The organism is Amycolatopsis sp. DSM 110486, from assembly GCF_019468465.1.
Classification (GTDB): Bacteria; Actinomycetota; Actinomycetes; order Mycobacteriales; family Pseudonocardiaceae; genus Amycolatopsis.
Genome location: NZ_CP080519.1, coordinates 4,966,248 through 4,980,533 on the forward strand (window position 1 = coordinate 4,966,248; position 14,286 = coordinate 4,980,533).

Genomic DNA, 14,286 nt, shown 5'->3' on the forward strand with positions numbered 1-14,286 from the left:
CAGCCGGTTCATGGCCCCGACCGGGTGCGGGTCTCCCGCAAGAACGGAGTGGGGGCATGACGACGATTTCGGCACCTACCCGACCACCCGCGTCCGTGCCCCCGAGGGTCCGGTTCCGGCGCCAGTGGGACAAGCGGCTGGGCTTCATCGCGACCCACGCCATCGGCATCGCGCTCGGTGTGATCTTCGTGTTGCCGCTGCTGTTCGTGTTCCTCACCGCGGTGATGAAGAGCGATCAGGCGATGACGTCGAGCCTGTGGCCCACGGAATGGCATTTCGAGAACTTCGTAGAGGTGTTCCGAAAGGCGCCTCTGTTGGAGTACTTCGGCAACAGTCTGCTGTACTCGTCGCTCGCGACGGTCGGCGCGCTCGTGTCGGCCATCCCGGCGGCGTACGGCCTGGCGAAGCTCAAATGGCGTGGGCAGAACCTGTTCTTCATGCTCACGGTGGCCGCGATGATGTTGCCGCCGCAGGTCACCGTCGTGCCGCTGTACGACCTGTGGGTGCGGATGGGCCTCACCGGCACGCTCGTGCCGCTGATCGTTCCGTACTTCTTCTTCGACGCGTTCTCGATCTTCCTGCTGCGCCAGTTTTTCCTCACCATTCCCAAGGATTACCTGGAAGCGGCGAAGATCGACGGCTGCAACGAGTTCCGGGCCATGACGCGGGTGCTGCTGCCCATGGCCAAGCCCGGAATCGCGGCCACCGCGATGTTCTGTTTCCTGTTCACCTGGAACGACTACTTCGGACCCCTGCTCTACACCGGTGAGAACCAGGACAACTGGCCACTTTCGCTGGCCATCGCCTCGTTCCGCGGCATGCACCACGTGGAGTGGAACCTCACGATGGCCGCGACCGCGCTGATCATGGCGCCGGTGATCGTGTTGTTCGTGTTCGCGCAGAAGTCGTTCGTCAAGGGCATCACGTTCACGGGAGTCAAGGGATGAAGCTGGCAGTCGTCGGTGGCGGGTCCACCTACACGCCGGAACTGGTCGACGGCATCGCGGGCCGAAGGTCCACTTTGGATGTCGACGAGATTGTGCTGATCGACCCGGATGCCTACCGCGTGGAGACCGTCGGCGGGTTCAGTCAGCGGCTGCTCGACCACGCCGGGCACCCGGCGAGGGTCCGCACCACCGCGAACCTGGAGGAAGGCGTCGAAGGCGCTTCGGCCGTGCTCATCCAGCTGCGGGTGGGTGGGCAGAAGGCGCGGGCGTCGGACGAGACGTTCCCGCACGCGTGCGGCTGCGTCGGCCAGGAGACGACCGGCGCGGGCGGCTTGGCGAAGGCCCTGCGCACGGTGCCGGTGGTGCTCGACATCGCCGAGCGCGTGCGCAAGGTCGCCGGTGACGACACGTGGATCGTGAACTTCACGAACCCCGTCGGCATCGTCACGCGGGCGCTGCTGCAGGAAGGCCACCGCGCGGTGGGGCTGTGCAACGTCGCGATCAACCTGCAGCGGAAGTTCGCCAAGCTGCTCGGTGCATCCACGGGAGACGTTCGGCTCGTCCACACCGGACTCAACCACCTGAGCTGGGAACGCGGCGTGCTCGTCGACGGCGTCGACCGGCTGCCCGAGCTGCTGGACAAGCACGCGGAGTTCCTGGGCGAGGAGGTGACCGCGCCCGTCGAGTGGATGCGCCGGATGAACGCCGTGCCGTCGTACTACCTGAAGTACTACTACTCGCACGACGCGCAGGTGGCCAAGCAGCTCACCGAGCGGCCGCGCGCCGAGGTGGTGAGCGACGTCGAGGAGGAGCTGCTGAAGATCTACCTCGACCCGGAGCAGGTCACCAAGCCGGATTCGCTGGAGAAGCGCGGCGGCGCGTACTACTCGGAGGCCGCCGTGCAGCTCGTGCACGCGCTGACGGCGGGCGGGCCGGCCGAGGAGCACGTGGTGAACGTGCGCAACGACGGCACGTTCTCCTTCCTGCCCGACGATGCGGTGATCGAGGTATCGTCCACTGTGGATTCGGACGGTGCTCGGGCGATTCCGCAGCAGACGGTGGAACCGCGTTTCGCCGGCCTCATCGCCGCGGTCACGGCCTACGAGCACCTCGCGCTCGAAGCCGCCGTGAAGGGTGGACGCGACCGCGTGGCCGACGCGCTGCTGGCCCACCCGCTCGTCGGCCAGTACACCAAGGCCGACCAGCTGGCCGACTCCCTCGTGTCGATCAACCGTGATTTCCTGCCGTGGGCGCGCGGATGAGCGAAGCCGGGCCCGCGGTCGTGGCGATCGACGGGGGGAACAGCAAGACCGAGGTGCTCGTGGTGTCGCGCGAGGGCGACGTGCTTGCCGAATCGCGCGGCCCCGGCGCCTCGCCGCAGAACGTCGGCGTCGACGGCTGCGTCGCGGCGCTGGAGACGCTGGTGCTTTCGGCCTTGACGTCGGCGGGTCTGCCGACGACACGGCCGTTCGGCGTGCACACCTCGGCTTACCTCGCGGGGCTGGATTTTCCGCGTGAGGAAGAGGCACTGCACGCCGCGTTGTTCGCGCGCGGCTGGAGCTCCACCTTGCACGTGGGCAACGACGTGCTCGCTCTGCTGCGCGCAGGCAGCTCCGACGGCACGGGCGTGGCCGTGGTGTGCGGCGCCGGGATCAACGGCGCCGGCGTCGGCCCGGACGGGCGCGTGCACCGCTTTCCCGCGCTGGGCAAGATCTCCGGTGACTGGGGCGGCGGTTACCGCCTCGGTGAGGAAGCCCTGTGGTGGGCCGTGCGCGCGGAAGACGGCCGCGGGCCTTCTACGGCTCTACAGGCGGCGGTTTCGGGTTTCTTCGGTGTTTCGAGAGTGTTCGACGTGGTGCAGGGCCTGCACTTCAAGGAGATCGACTCCGTCCGGATCCACGGGCTGTGCCCGCTACTGTTCGACGTCGCCGCCGCCGGCGACGAGGTCGCGCAGCAGGTCGTGACGCGGTTCGTGGAGGAGGTCAGCGTGTTCGCCGCGGTGATCCTGCGGCAGCTGGACCTGACCCAGTCGGCACCCGAGGTGGTGCTCGGCGGGGGAGTACTCACGGGCGTCGGCCCGTCGGTGATCTCCGAGATCGAGCGGCGCTGCCTGAAGGTGGCTCCGCGGGCGGTGGTGCGGGTGGTCGACGTGAACCCCGTCGTCGGCGCGGCTTTGTTCGGCCTCGACGAGCTGGGTGCTTCCGCGGAGGCCAAGGCCGCGCTGAAGGCCGCCACGCAACGGATCTGACGCGTTCGGCGGCGGTGTCCCGTGTGGACACCGCCGCCGCCGTCGGCCGGGCTCAGCCCACGATGTTCTTCCCGGTCTCCAGCACGGACTTGAGGTCGGAAAGCACCCAGGCCCAGCCGCCACCGGCGTTCTCGCCCGGACCGGCGTCGACGTTCTCCATCGCGCCCGACACCAGCGCCGCGTGCCCGGGCGCGCCCGTGACGTCGTGGGTCACGGTCAGTCTGGTCCCGGCGGTCTTGGTTTCCTCGATGTCGTACGTGAGCGTGGTGTAGGGCTCCGCGATGAGGCTCGGGTCCATCAGCAGCTTCCACGTGATCACGAGCTTGCGCGGCGGGTCGGACTCGAGCACCTCGCCGTCCAGCAGGTCGCTCGTGTACCCCGCGTCGATGAACTCCTGCGTCGGCTTGGTGCGGTGCTTGCCGCCCGTCTTGAGGTCGAACTCGGCCAGCCCGGAGTACCCGTACTTCTGCGTCCACTCCGGCTTGGTGATCGCGTCCCAGATCGCCTGCGGCGTCGCCTTGATGTACACGCGGTTGACCTGCACGGTCTTGGTCTCGGTCATTTCGGTGGCTCCCTCTCCAGATCGCTCTTGAGCTCCATCAGCGCCGACACGTGGCGCTCGGTGTACTTGTCGATCCACCGGTCGTGGATCTCCCGGATCGGCACGGAATTGAGAAAGTGGAGCTTCTCCCGCCCCTCCTTGCGCGTGACGACGAGGCCGGCCTCCTCGAGCAGCTTGAGGTGCTTCATCACCCCGAACCGCGTCATGTCCACTTCGGACTCCAGCTCCGTGAGCGTGCGGCCGTCACGCTCGAACAGCCGGTCCAGCAGACCCCGGCGGGTCGGATCCGCCAGCGCCTTGAACACCAGGTCGTCGTCAGGCACCCGGCAAGAATAGGTGACCAACAGGTCACATGTCAACCCGTGCTCGAATCAGGGTCTGGCGTTTGTGCTGATCAGCGGGTTCGGCTGCTCGCGGGGGAGACCCCGGTGACCCGCTTGAACGCCGCGCTGAACGCGCTCTCCGAGCCATACCCCCATCGCGCCGCGACGGACGCGACCGTGCGGCCCTCGGCCAGCTCCCGGGTGGCGCCGGAGATCCGCCGGTGCAGCAGGTAGTCCATCGGCGACAACCCCACCAGCGCCTTGAACCGCGCCACCGGAACTTTCGTGTCCAGGATCGCACTCGGCACGATGACGTTCGGCGGCTCGGGCCGGCAGCCCTGGGACGTGATCGGCGGGCTGGACCTCAAGGCGGCGGGTGAACTGGTCGGCATCGCTCTGGACCAGGGCGTGAACCTCATCGACACGGCCGACATGTACGCCGGCGGCGAGACCGAGAAGCTGCTGGGCAAGATCCTCAAGGGCCGCCGCCGCGACGTGGTGCTCGCCACCAAGGCGTACTCGCGCATGGGCGTCGGCCCCAACGAGGTGGGGCTCTCCCGCGTGCACCTGCGCCAGGCGATCGAGGACAGCCTCCGCCGCCTCGGCACCGACCACATCGACCTCTACCAGATCCACGCCCACGACCACCTGACGCCGCTCGACGAGACCCTGGCCGCCCTCGACGACGCCGTCCGCCAAGGCAAGATCAGCTACGTCGGCACGTCCAACACCTTCGCATGGCAGCTCGCCAAGGCCCTCGGCGTCGCCGACCTGCGCGGCTACCCGCGGTTCGTGTCGCTGCAGGCGTACTACTCGCTCGTCGGCCGTGATCTCGAGCGAGAGCTGCTGCCGCTGGTCAACGAGGAGAAGCTCGGCCTGCTCGTCTACAGCCCGCTGGCCGGCGGCTTCCTCTCCGGCAAGTTCACCCGCGACAGCCACGACGCCTCCGGCCGCCGCGCCCAGGCCGACAACCCGCCGATCGACCGCGAGCGCGGCTACGACATCGTCGACGCGCTGCGTAAGGTCGCCGACCGCCACGACGTCGGCGTCGCCCGCGTCGCGCTGGCCTGGGTGCTGGCGCAGCGCGGGGTGACCAGCGTGATCGTCGGCGCCAAGCGGCCCGACCAGCTGCGCGAGAACCTCGCCGCCGTCGACCTGGAGCTCACGGGGCAGGACCTCGCCGAGCTGGACGCCGTCAGCGCGCTGCGGCCGGAGTATCCGGCCTGGGCCCTCGACGGCGCCTATCCGTCGCGCACGCCCTAAAGCAAGGCGCCCAGCGGCAGGATCAACGCGATCGACACCACCGAGATCACCGTCTCCATCACCGACCACGTCTTCAGCGTCTGCCCCACGGACATCCCGAAGTACTCCTTGACCAGCCAGAACCCGGCGTCGTTCACATGCGAGAAGAACAGCGAACCGGCGCCGATGGCCAGCACCAGCAGGGCGTTGTGCGTCGGGTCGAGGGTGGCGGCGAGCGGCGCGACGATGCCGGCGGCGGACACCGTGGCGACGGTCGCGGAGCCCGTCGCCAGACGGATCGCCACGGCGACCAGCCAGCCGAGCAGCAGCGGCGACAGGTGGGCGCCGGTGGACAGGTTGGTGATCACGCCGCCGACGCCGGCGTCCACCAGCGTCTGCTTGAAGCCACCGCCCGCGGCCACGATGAGCAGGATGCCCGCGATCGGGGCGAGTGAGTCGCTGATGATCGACGACAGTTTCGCGCGATGCAGGCCCGCCGGGCGGCCCAGCGTGACCATGCCGACGAGGACCGCGAGCAGCAGCGCCACCAGCGGGTCGCCGACGAAGTCGAGCACGCGGCGCACGGCGTTTTCCTTGCCCAGCAGGATGTCCGAGAGCGCCTTCAGCAACATCAGCGCCACCGGCAGCAGGACCGTGGTCAGCGTCGCGCCGAAGCTGGGCCGCTTGTCGACCTCGGTGCTCTCGGACGCGGGCACCAAGCGTTGCGGCGGCGTGGCGTCCGGCACCCACCGCGCCGCGACGCGACCGAACAGCGGGCCGGCGATGACCACCGTCGGGATGCCGACGAGGAGGCCGAGCGCGAGCGTGATGCCCACGTTGGCGCCGAGCGCACCCGCCGCGGCCAGCGGGCCGGGGTGCGGCGGGATCAGCCCGTGGAGCACCGACAGGCCCGCGAGCGCCGGGATTCCCAGCAGCAGCACGGGTTTCCCGCTGCGCTTGGCGACGAGCAGCACCACCGGGATCAGCATCACGAGACCGATCTCGAAGAACATCGGCAGCCCGATCAACGCGGCCACCAGCGCCATCGCCCACGGCAGCCCGCCGCCGTGCACGCGCCCGAGGATCGTGTCCACGATCCGGTCCGCACCACCGGAATCGGCCAGCAGCTTGCCGAGCATCGCGCCGAACGCGATCAGCAACCCGACCGAAGCGACCGTGCTGCCGACGCCGCTTTCGAAGCTCTTCAACAGCTTGTCCACGGGCATACCGGCCACGAGGCCGAGCACGCCGGAGCCGATCGTCAACGCCAGCAGCGGGTGGAGCTTCAGCTTGCTGATCAGCACCACGATCACGGCGATGGCGAGCACCGTCGCCAGGATCAGGCGGGTGTCGTGGCCGGTCCAACCGGCCGCGAGGGTGGTGGTCATGCACGCTCCTGGAACGCGTGAAGCGCCGCCTCGACGAGAGCGGCGGGAGGTTCGGTGATCTCGACGACGTGGCCCGGCTCGTCCGGCTGCAGCGGTTCGAGGTCCGCGAGCTGGGAGTCGAGCAGCGTGACGGGCATGAAGTGGCCCTTGCGGGCCTGCATGCGCTCGGCGAGCACGTCGCGATCGCCGTGGAGGTGGAGGAACCAGACGCTGCCGCCGGCTCTCAGTTCGTCGCGGTAGCGGCGTTTCAGCGCGGACGACGACACGATTCCACCGGACTCCTGGTGCGCCGCGATCCAGTGCGCGATCGCTTGCAACCAGGGCTCGCGGTCGGCGTCCGTCAGCGCGTGGCCGGCGGTCATCTTCTCGATGTTGGCCTTCGGGTGGAAGGTGTCGGCCTCGGCGTACTCCACGCCCAGGCGCTCGGCCAGCGCCTCGCCGACCGTCGTCTTCCCCGAGCCGGACACACCCATCACGACGATGACGGTCATCCGCACCTCCTTGTGTCCGCACGAGTCAAACCCAAAAGTACTACTTATTCACGAAGAAGTAGTACTTAATCGAATCAGAGCGGTAAGTTGGCCGGATGGGGAGCGATCGGCACGAGGAAGTCCTCGACGTGCTGGGCGCGGCGATCGCCAACGGCGAGCTGGCGCCCGGCGCCGTGCTGCGCTCCGACGAGCTGCAGGAACGCTTCGGCGCCTCGCGCACGGTCGCGCGAGAAGTCGTGCGCGTGCTGGAAACGATGGGGCTCACCACGAGCCGCCGCCGCGTCGGCGTGATCGTGAGCGGCCCGGCCGGGTGGAACCACTACGACCCGCGCCTGATCCGCTGGCAGCTCGACGGTTCCGGGCGCGCGACGGCGCTGCGGACGTTGACGGAGCTGCGCTCGGGCGTCGAGCCGTCGGCCGCGCGGTTCGCGGCGCTGCGCGCGACGCCGGAGGACCGCGGCCGGCTGCACGCGCTGGGCCACCGTCTGGAGGAGACGGCGCGGGCGCGCGACCTGACGACGTTCCTCGGCCACGACATCGCGTTCCACGACCTGCTGCTCACCGCGTCGGGAAACCCGATGTTCGCGCAGCTGTCCTCGGTGGTCGCCGAGGTGCTCGCGGGCCGCACCTCCCACGGCCTGATGCCCGAGGAACCGCAGCCCGAAGCCGTCGCGCTGCACGTGGAAGTGGCCGTGGCCGTGGACGCCGGCGACGCCGATCGAGCCGAGCGCGCGATGCGCGACATCGTGGACCAGGCACGGGACGAAATCGCCGCCGCGGTGTCGAGTAATCTCGGCGGGAAGTAACCACACGCACTGAAATCACCGGCGTTTCGCCGGCCGGGCATCGGCCCGGCGGCGACACCGGAAACCACGTTCCCGGGGGGCTACTGGTGAGCGCGGCACGCGCGATCGGCTTGATGCTCGGCTTGGCGGCCGACGGCGTCCTCGGCAACCCCCGGCACCGCCCGCCGGTGACGGCGTTCCGTCGCTTGGCGACGCTGGGCTCCGGCGCCGGGCAGGGCGGTGAATCCGCCGCTGCGCTTCGCGCGGGGGGCGGTGTTGCTGTTGGGATGCCTGGGGAATCCACTGTCACGCTTGCAGCCGGCGCCGAGGCTGTCGGTGCGCCCGCCGGAGAGCTCGCCGCCTCGATGTCCGCCCGCGCCGCCGTCACCGGTTTCGGCCTGGCGGGTGCCGTCGTTGCGGTCGGGCTGGTCGCCGAACGCGCCGCGCGCGACCGTCCTGTGGTGCAGGCCGTGGTCACGGCCGTCACGACCTGGGCCGTCGTCGGCGCCGCCGGCCTAGCGACGCAGGGCACGGAGCTCGCGCGCGACCTCGAAGAGGGCCGCCTCGAACCCGCGCGCGGCACACTGTCCGAACTGGACCCGCGAGTCGCCGACGGGCTCGGCATGATCGCGCTTTCCCGTGCCTCCGTGGAAACTCTGGCCGAGAACACGTCCGAAGTGGTCGTCGCGCCGCTGCTGTGGGGAGCGCTTGCCGGGGTGCCGGGGCTGCTCGCGTCGCGGACCATCAGCGTCCTCGCGCGCGGCTCGGCGGGTCACTGGCTGGTCGCCCGGATCGACGAGCTCGTCCACCTCGTGCCGACGCGTGTCGCGGCCGCCCTCACTGTGCTGGCCGCTCCCGTCGTCGGCGGCTCCGCGGGCGGCGCGTGGCGGGCTTGGCGGCGGGACACGATCGCCCACCCGAGCCCCAACGCGGGCCGCGTGGAGGCCGCGTTCGCCGGTGCGCTGGAGATCCGTGTCGGTGGGCGCACGGTGTACCCGCAGGGGGTGGTCGAGCTGCCCGTGCTGGGCGTCGGCCGCAACCCGGACGCCGGTCACGTCACGCGCGCGGTGGAGCTGTCGCGTGTCGTCGGCTGGCTGGCGGGCGCGACTTCGGTGACGGTGGCCCTCCTCGTCGGCGCGCGCCGCCGTCGTCGTCGCAAGTGAGTCGGTCGCAAGTGAGTCAGCTGCGCCGCTGAAGGTGCTCCAGCGCGGCCGCGTCCAACGGCCCGCCCCGCGCCGCCAGCTTCCCCGAGATCCGCTCCCGGTCGGCCGGCGTCTTGTTGCCGCCGTACTTGAACTTCGCCTGCACCGACGTCACCGTCAGCTCGATCCCGCGGATCCCCGGCAGCAGCCGCCGGTCGGGGGCGTCGACCGAGGACACCGGGGTGCGGCCGCTGCCCGGCTCGAAGTGCCCGAGCTGCCGGTTGAGCACCTCCGCCTTCTCGGCCGGATCGTCGACGATCCGCACGTCGCAGGCGAGCTGCGCGGTCGCGTAGTACGACGTGGGCACGCCCACCGCCGGATCGTCCGCGGTGTTCCAGTCCGACCGGATGTAGGTGTACTCGCCGACCACCGTCAGCAAGGCCCGCGGGTGCTCCTCCAGCAGCGGCCACACCGGGTTGGGCCGCGCGAGGTGCAGCCACACGGTGGCCTCGCCGTCGAAGGTGAAGTGCGTCGGGACGACCACCGGGACGTCTCGGCCGCGACCACCGGCCACCAGCTGGCCGAAGTCGTGGCTCCTGAGCCACTGTCGCCATTCCGCGTCGTCTCCGGCGTCCCAAGGGTGGATCAGCATGACACCGAGTATCGCCCCGCGAAGTGGCCCCGAAACAGGGCCAGTTTAAGCCTGGAACAGGTGACCACTTGGCAACCGCTTTGGCTACGCCGAGGGGGTGAACTCTTCCTCGTCCTCGGCCAGCATCTCCGCCACGGACTTTCGGCGCGTGCGCTCCGGCTTCTCCGTGGTCAGGGCGCCACCGGGCTTGAGCTCCCGGATCGTGAAGTACAGCCAGCCGAAGATCGCCATGCTGCCGAACGCCAGCCACTGCAACGCGTAGGAGAAGAACGGCCCCGAGTCCAGCTGCGGCAGCGGCAGCGCGCCGAGCACGCCGGGCTGGTTCTCGTCGAGCTGGAAGTAGCCGGGCCGGATCTTCAGGCCGGACGAGCGCGCCACCACCTGTGAATCGACGGTGTAGCTCTGCAGCTTCCCCTTCGTCGACGCGTCGGAGAACGCGTCGCGGTGCTTCGGGTCCACCTCGTCGCTGCGCACGCGCGCGACCACGGTCACCTGGCCTCCGGGCGCGACGGCGTAGGGGAGCACGCCGGACTGGTCGTCGAGCCGCACATAACCGCGATCGATGAGGTAGACGGTCCCGTCGGCCGCGCGCAACGGTGTGAGCACCTCGAACGCGGCCTCACCCTGCACGGTCCGCAACCGCGCCACGACCTCCGCCGACGGCAGGTACGTGCCCGTGATCGACACGAGGTGCCATTCCGTCTGCTGGTCGGGCGTCGCGTCGGCCGGCATCAGCTGGGCGGCGGGCGCCGGCTGGGCCGTGAACGACGCGGTGAGCGCGTTGTTCTGGGCCTCCTGCTCGGCGTCGCGCCGGAACTGCCAGGGCGCGAGAAGGGTGTAGCAGCAGACGGCGAAGGTGAACACCACCACCGTCAGTGCCAGCCAGCCGGGCCGGAGCAGAAACCGCAACCGCACCCCTCCACGGTAGGCCGTCGCCCCCACCGGGTGCGCGGCGACCTCTCCCACCTGTGATTTTCCCCGGGACAAACCGGTCCTAACCGTGCGCGCGCACCCAGTCGAGAAGGGCGGGCATCGCGCGCTCGATCATCGCCAGCACGTCCTCGAAGCCCTCGTCACCGCCGTAATACGGGTCCGGCACCTCCGCGCCGACCCTCGCCGACGGGTCGAACTCACGCAGCAGCCGCACCTTCGCCGGATCCTCGACGCGCCCGCGCAGGAAGTCGAGGTGCCCCTCGTCCGCCGCCAGCAGCAGATCGGCCTCCAGGTCTTCGTCATTCACCTCCGACGCGACGTGCTGCGTCGGGTAACCGTGCGCACGGAGTGTCGCCTGCGCCCGCCGGTCCGCGGGCTCCCCCGCGTGCCACGGCCCGGTGCCGGCGCTCGACACCTTCACGACGTCCTCCAGCCCCTCCTCTGCGAGCTTCGCCCGGAACACCAGCTCCGCCATCGGCGAGCGGCAGATGTTGCCTGAACACACGAACACCACAGTCAGCACGGGTTTTCCTTCACTCCTCGGGTGGGTGGCTCGGACACGAGAAAGCCCTCCAGGGTTCTCGGATCGCTGGAGGGCTTTCTCCGGGTTTTTCCGTTACGGATCAGCGTCCGAGCTGCGCCAGGAACGCCGACCAGCCGTCACGCGTGGCCGTCAGGTGCCCGGCCGGCCGGTCCTTCGTGTCGCGGATCCCGACGACGTCGGTCGCCACCGCGACCTCCACGCAGTCCGAGGTGTTCTGCGACCGGCTCGACTTCCGCCAGCCGGTGAAATGTTGCTGTTTCATGCCGCTGTCTCCAAGTTGCCGAGGACCTCAGCGATGAGCGTTCGTGTCTCTTCGGGACTCATCGCAACGTCCTGAACTCTATCGATCGCCAGCTGGTAGGCCTCGACATCGGCGGGCTGGTGGAAGAACAGAGCGGATCGCCGGTTTTCGATCTGCACCACGGGCGTCCGGTCGGCGAACTCCAGCAGCACGAACGGCCCTTCCAGTGCGGGGTGCCAGCCCGCGGACTCCGGGATGGCGCGCACCGTCACGTTGCCCCAGCGGCTCGCTTCATCGAGCGCGCGCAGCTGCTCTGCCATGACCGCCGGCCCGCCGATGTTGCGACCCAGCGCGGTTTCGTCGAACAAGGCGAGCAGCTCCACCGGGTTTTCGCGCCGTGTGATCGCGTCGCGGCGCCCGATGCGAACCGCGACTCGGGTCTCGACGTCACTCGCCGGTACCCCGCCTGCACCGATGATGGCGCGCGCATACGCCGAGGTTTGGAGCAGCCCTGGAACGATCAGCGGCGAGACGTTCACGATTCGCGCCGCATCGCGTTCCAATTCGAGCAGGGCGGCGAGCTGGCGCTGCTGCTCGGGCAGACCCGAAGCGACCCAGTGCCGGCCGTCGCTGTCGCGCGCGAGCTCCACCAGTTCTTCGCGCAGGTCGGGGTCCGTGCCGAGCGCCCCGAGCACCGTCGCCACATCGATCGGCCGAGGGTTCCGCTCGCCGGACTCCCAGCGGCCGATCGTGGTGTGCGCGACTCCGATCCGCGCGGCCAGCGTGCGCGCACTGAGCCCGGCGTCTTCGCGAGCCCTGCGGAGTTCGGCGCCGACGGCGCGCGCTCTCGGAGTCGTCCCAGCCATGCGCCACAGAAAACCACACACAGCGTTGCGAACGGTTACCCCGATCGGTGCATTGTGCCGAACGGTGCCATCGATCATAGTTTCCCGGCTTCACTCGGCACCGCATGGCACCAGGGCGGCACCGGCTGGAGCGGGAGATCAGATGCGGCGACGGGGAGCGGGGCATGACGGTGAGGATCTCGGGCGAACTATCGCCGGCGATGGTCGAACGGGGGCTGTACGCGGTGCACTTCTGGGCAGTCGACACCCGTAACCACCGATACCTGCGATCGCAACTCGAAGACCCCGATCGCGGCACCTTCCAGCCCGGCTGCGTGCTGAACAGCTTCATGATCCCGGCCCGCTGGGCCTTCCGGTCGGAACTGTCATCGGACGAACTCGCCGACGACCGCGACAAGTCCCGCGACTGCCGCGTGTGCTTCCGGGCGAGGCGATGACCGTGGGCTGGTGGATCACCGACGACGGCCACGAAGTCGACACCGACCGCGACACCGGCCAGATCATCGACGACGCCGGCCGGCGCACCGTGGCCGACTTCGCCGCGTGGGCCCTGACCGGCATCGAACAGGGGCGCACCATCGACGACCTCGCCAAGACCGCCCAATGCGGCGACGCCTTGATCCGCCTCGCGATCCTCGTGGCCCGCCGCCGCCGCGCCGCCGGCCACCACACCGCCGAGGCCCGCCGCGCCGACGACCGGCTCGCCGAGGACGCCGCCCGAGACCGCGTCGCCGAGGCCCGACCTGCCGAGGCCCGACCTGCCGAGGACCGCGCCGCCGCAGACAGGGTCGCCGAAGGCCCGACCTCCGAGCACCAGCCCGCCGGGGATCGAGCCGCGAAGGACCGAGCCGCCGAGAACGCCACCCACACCTGACCAACCCGACCCAGCTCCCGGCCGCCGCCCTGGTGCCCCGACCTCGGTGCGGCGGCCGGGTTCCAACCTTCGCCGTCCGATGGTGCAGCGACGGTGGAGGGCGGACGCCCCCGGTGACTTCTCGGACGCCGGGGGCGTCGCGCCGCCTCGGGGTCCCGGGGCCGCCGCCGCCGTCGTGGGAAGATCCCGTGGTGCCTGCCCTAGCCGAGATCCTCGACGTCCTCGAACGCCACTACCCGCCGCGCCTCGCGGAGAAGTGGGATGCCGTCGGGCTCGTGTGCGGGGACCCGGCGGAGGAGGTCACGCGGGTGCTGTTCTGCGTCGACCCCGTCGAGGAGACGGTGGCCGAGGCCGAGGACCTGGGCGCGCAGCTGATCGTCGCGCACCACCCGTTGCTGCTGCGCGGGGTGCACGGCGTGCCCGCCGACACGGTCAAGGGCGGCCTCGTGCACCGCCTCATCCGCGGCGGCCGCGCGCTCTACTGCGCGCACACCAACGCCGACTCGGCCGACCCCGGCGTGTCCGACGCGCTCGCGAACGCCATCGGCCTCACCGTCGACCGGCCGCTCGACCCGCAGGAACCCGGTGGCCGCACAGGCATCGGGCGGATCGGGCACCTGGCCGAAGCCGAGCCGTTCGCGGTGTTCGTGCAGCGCGTCGCCGAGGCGTTGCCGGCCACGGTGCCGGGCGTACTGGGCGCGGGGGACCCGGATCGGCCGATCCGCACTGTCGCGGTGTCCGGCGGCGCGGGCGACTCCTACCTCGCGCGCGCCACCGCCGAGGGCGTCGACGCGTACGTGACGGCGGACCTGCGCCACCACCCCGCCGGCGAGCACCTCGCCGCCTCGGGGCCCGCGCTGGTCGGGCTCACGCACTGGGCCAGCGAATGGCCCTGGTGCGCGCAGGCCTCGGCCCTTGTCGACGCGGCCTTTGCGGGTAACGTCGACAGTCACGTCTCCACGAGGCGCACCGACCCGTGGACCGTCCGCGCGACCCCCGCTAGCTGACTCCCCGCATGACCACCAATTCCGCCGAGTCAATTCAACAA

The 14,286-nt window shown here is 70.3% G+C and carries 19 protein-coding genes; 9 read left to right on the forward strand and 10 right to left on the reverse strand.

The window, feature by feature from the left end; genetic code table 11:
- The first annotated feature begins 56 nt into the window (after positions 1 to 56).
- Genes K1T34_RS24285 through K1T34_RS24295 form a run of 3 tightly spaced genes read left to right on the forward strand, consistent with a single transcriptional unit; the run spans position 57 to position 3,195 of the window.
- Positions 57 to 947: a carbohydrate ABC transporter permease gene (locus tag K1T34_RS24285; RefSeq protein ID WP_220246489.1), complete on the forward strand. Its 891-nt coding sequence runs from the start codon at positions 57 to 59 to the stop codon at positions 945 to 947.
- The gene (locus K1T34_RS24290; protein ID WP_220246490.1) at positions 944 to 2,209 is read left to right on the forward strand and encodes a 6-phospho-beta-glucosidase; all 1,266 of its coding nucleotides are present in this window, start codon (positions 944 to 946) and stop codon (positions 2,207 to 2,209) included. Before K1T34_RS24285 ends, K1T34_RS24290 begins: the two co-directional genes overlap by 4 nt.
- Positions 2,206 to 3,195, forward strand: coding sequence for an N-acetylglucosamine kinase (locus K1T34_RS24295; RefSeq protein ID WP_220246491.1), 990 nt, complete (start codon positions 2,206 to 2,208; stop codon positions 3,193 to 3,195). Before K1T34_RS24290 ends, K1T34_RS24295 begins: the two co-directional genes overlap by 4 nt.
- A gap of 52 nt (positions 3,196 to 3,247) precedes the next feature.
- Here K1T34_RS24295 and K1T34_RS24300 read toward each other — a convergent pair whose 3' ends face one another.
- The 3 genes from K1T34_RS24300 to K1T34_RS24310 form a co-directional block, all read right to left on the reverse strand.
- Positions 3,248 to 3,757, reverse strand: a complete 510-nt coding sequence (locus K1T34_RS24300) for an SRPBCC domain-containing protein (RefSeq protein WP_220246492.1) — start codon at positions 3,755 to 3,757, stop codon at positions 3,248 to 3,250.
- Positions 3,754 to 4,080: a helix-turn-helix transcriptional regulator gene (locus K1T34_RS24305; protein ID WP_220246493.1), complete on the reverse strand. Its 327-nt coding sequence runs from the start codon at positions 4,078 to 4,080 to the stop codon at positions 3,754 to 3,756. The genes K1T34_RS24300 and K1T34_RS24305 overlap by 4 nt, the downstream gene beginning before the upstream one ends.
- 71 nt (positions 4,081 to 4,151) lie before the next feature.
- Complete coding sequence (locus K1T34_RS24310) at positions 4,152 to 4,355, reverse strand: helix-turn-helix transcriptional regulator (protein ID WP_220246494.1); 204 nt, start codon at positions 4,353 to 4,355, stop codon at positions 4,152 to 4,154.
- 10 nt (positions 4,356 to 4,365) lie between these two features.
- Here K1T34_RS24310 and K1T34_RS24315 point away from each other — a divergent pair, with 10 nt between their 5' ends.
- Complete coding sequence (locus K1T34_RS24315; protein ID WP_220246495.1) at positions 4,366 to 5,343, forward strand: aldo/keto reductase; 978 nt, start codon at positions 4,366 to 4,368, stop codon at positions 5,341 to 5,343.
- On the opposite strand, the gene K1T34_RS24320 is transcribed toward K1T34_RS24315, so the two are convergent.
- Complete coding sequence (locus K1T34_RS24320; protein WP_220246496.1) at positions 5,340 to 6,710, reverse strand: gluconate:H+ symporter; 1,371 nt, start codon at positions 6,708 to 6,710, stop codon at positions 5,340 to 5,342. The two genes, K1T34_RS24315 and K1T34_RS24320, sit on opposite strands and share 4 nt — an antisense overlap.
- Complete coding sequence (locus K1T34_RS24325) at positions 6,707 to 7,201, reverse strand: gluconokinase (protein ID WP_220246497.1); 495 nt, start codon at positions 7,199 to 7,201, stop codon at positions 6,707 to 6,709. Before K1T34_RS24325 ends, K1T34_RS24320 begins: the two co-directional genes overlap by 4 nt.
- Before the next feature lie 95 nt (positions 7,202 to 7,296).
- Here K1T34_RS24325 and K1T34_RS24330 point away from each other — a divergent pair, with 95 nt between their 5' ends.
- On the forward strand, positions 7,297 to 8,007 hold the full coding sequence (locus tag K1T34_RS24330) for a FadR/GntR family transcriptional regulator (protein ID WP_220246498.1): 711 nt from the start codon (positions 7,297 to 7,299) through the stop codon (positions 8,005 to 8,007).
- A gap of 86 nt (positions 8,008 to 8,093) precedes the next feature.
- The gene (locus K1T34_RS24335; protein ID WP_255638684.1) at positions 8,094 to 9,149 is read left to right on the forward strand and encodes a cobalamin biosynthesis protein; all 1,056 of its coding nucleotides are present in this window, start codon (positions 8,094 to 8,096) and stop codon (positions 9,147 to 9,149) included.
- A 16-nt stretch (positions 9,150 to 9,165) separates the two neighbouring features.
- Here K1T34_RS24335 and K1T34_RS24340 read toward each other — a convergent pair whose 3' ends face one another.
- The 5 genes from K1T34_RS24340 to K1T34_RS24360 form a co-directional block, all read right to left on the reverse strand.
- Positions 9,166 to 9,780, reverse strand: a complete 615-nt coding sequence (locus K1T34_RS24340) for an FMN-binding negative transcriptional regulator (RefSeq protein ID WP_220246499.1) — start codon at positions 9,778 to 9,780, stop codon at positions 9,166 to 9,168.
- 84 nt (positions 9,781 to 9,864) lie between these two features.
- Positions 9,865 to 10,695: an SURF1 family protein gene (locus tag K1T34_RS24345; protein WP_220246500.1), complete on the reverse strand. Its 831-nt coding sequence runs from the start codon at positions 10,693 to 10,695 to the stop codon at positions 9,865 to 9,867.
- A gap of 79 nt (positions 10,696 to 10,774) precedes the next feature.
- Positions 10,775 to 11,236, reverse strand: coding sequence for a low molecular weight protein-tyrosine-phosphatase (locus K1T34_RS24350; protein ID WP_220246501.1), 462 nt, complete (start codon positions 11,234 to 11,236; stop codon positions 10,775 to 10,777).
- A 100-nt stretch (positions 11,237 to 11,336) separates the two neighbouring features.
- Complete coding sequence (locus tag K1T34_RS24355; protein WP_220246502.1) at positions 11,337 to 11,519, reverse strand: DUF397 domain-containing protein; 183 nt, start codon at positions 11,517 to 11,519, stop codon at positions 11,337 to 11,339.
- Positions 11,516 to 12,442 carry a helix-turn-helix domain-containing protein gene (locus K1T34_RS24360; RefSeq protein WP_370643780.1) on the reverse strand — a complete coding sequence of 309 codons (927 nt, stop codon included), beginning with the start codon at positions 12,440 to 12,442 and terminating at the stop codon, positions 11,516 to 11,518. Before K1T34_RS24360 ends, K1T34_RS24355 begins: the two co-directional genes overlap by 4 nt.
- 86 nt (positions 12,443 to 12,528) lie before the next feature.
- On the opposite strand from K1T34_RS24360, the gene K1T34_RS24365 reads away from it, so the two are divergent.
- The 3 genes from K1T34_RS24365 (at position 12,529) to K1T34_RS24375 (ending at position 14,245) form a co-directional block, all read left to right on the forward strand.
- A complete protein-coding gene (locus K1T34_RS24365; protein ID WP_220246503.1) occupies positions 12,529 to 12,801 on the forward strand; it encodes a hypothetical protein in 273 nt (90 codons plus the stop codon).
- Positions 12,798 to 13,238, forward strand: a complete 441-nt coding sequence (locus K1T34_RS24370) for a hypothetical protein (protein ID WP_220246504.1) — start codon at positions 12,798 to 12,800, stop codon at positions 13,236 to 13,238. The genes K1T34_RS24365 and K1T34_RS24370 overlap by 4 nt, the downstream gene beginning before the upstream one ends.
- Positions 13,239 to 13,429: 191 nt before the next feature.
- Positions 13,430 to 14,245, forward strand: coding sequence for a Nif3-like dinuclear metal center hexameric protein (locus K1T34_RS24375; protein ID WP_220246505.1), 816 nt, complete (start codon positions 13,430 to 13,432; stop codon positions 14,243 to 14,245).
- Positions 14,246 to 14,286: the final 41 nt, after the last annotated feature.

Coding starts and splice junctions, on each gene's coding strand:
- K1T34_RS24285 (WP_220246489.1), top strand. CDS start 57: ATGACGACGATTTCGGCACCTACCCGACCACCCGCGTCCGTGCCCCCG.
- K1T34_RS24370 (WP_220246504.1), top strand. CDS start 12,798: ATGACCGTGGGCTGGTGGATCACCGACGACGGCCACGAAGTCGACACC.
- K1T34_RS24360 (WP_370643780.1), bottom strand. CDS start 12,442: ATGATCGATGGCACCGTTCGGCACAATGCACCGATCGGGGTAACCGTT.
- K1T34_RS24295 (WP_220246491.1), top strand. CDS start 2,206: ATGAGCGAAGCCGGGCCCGCGGTCGTGGCGATCGACGGGGGGAACAGC.
- K1T34_RS24300 (WP_220246492.1), bottom strand. CDS start 3,757: ATGACCGAGACCAAGACCGTGCAGGTCAACCGCGTGTACATCAAGGCG.
- K1T34_RS24340 (WP_220246499.1), bottom strand. CDS start 9,780: ATGCTGATCCACCCTTGGGACGCCGGAGACGACGCGGAATGGCGACAG.
- K1T34_RS24320 (WP_220246496.1), bottom strand. CDS start 6,710: ATGACCACCACCCTCGCGGCCGGTTGGACCGGCCACGACACCCGCCTG.
- K1T34_RS24330 (WP_220246498.1), top strand. CDS start 7,297: ATGGGGAGCGATCGGCACGAGGAAGTCCTCGACGTGCTGGGCGCGGCG.
- K1T34_RS24290 (WP_220246490.1), top strand. CDS start 944: ATGAAGCTGGCAGTCGTCGGTGGCGGGTCCACCTACACGCCGGAACTG.
- K1T34_RS24325 (WP_220246497.1), bottom strand. CDS start 7,201: ATGACCGTCATCGTCGTGATGGGTGTGTCCGGCTCGGGGAAGACGACG.
- K1T34_RS24355 (WP_220246502.1), bottom strand. CDS start 11,519: ATGAAACAGCAACATTTCACCGGCTGGCGGAAGTCGAGCCGGTCGCAG.
- K1T34_RS24365 (WP_220246503.1), top strand. CDS start 12,529: ATGACGGTGAGGATCTCGGGCGAACTATCGCCGGCGATGGTCGAACGG.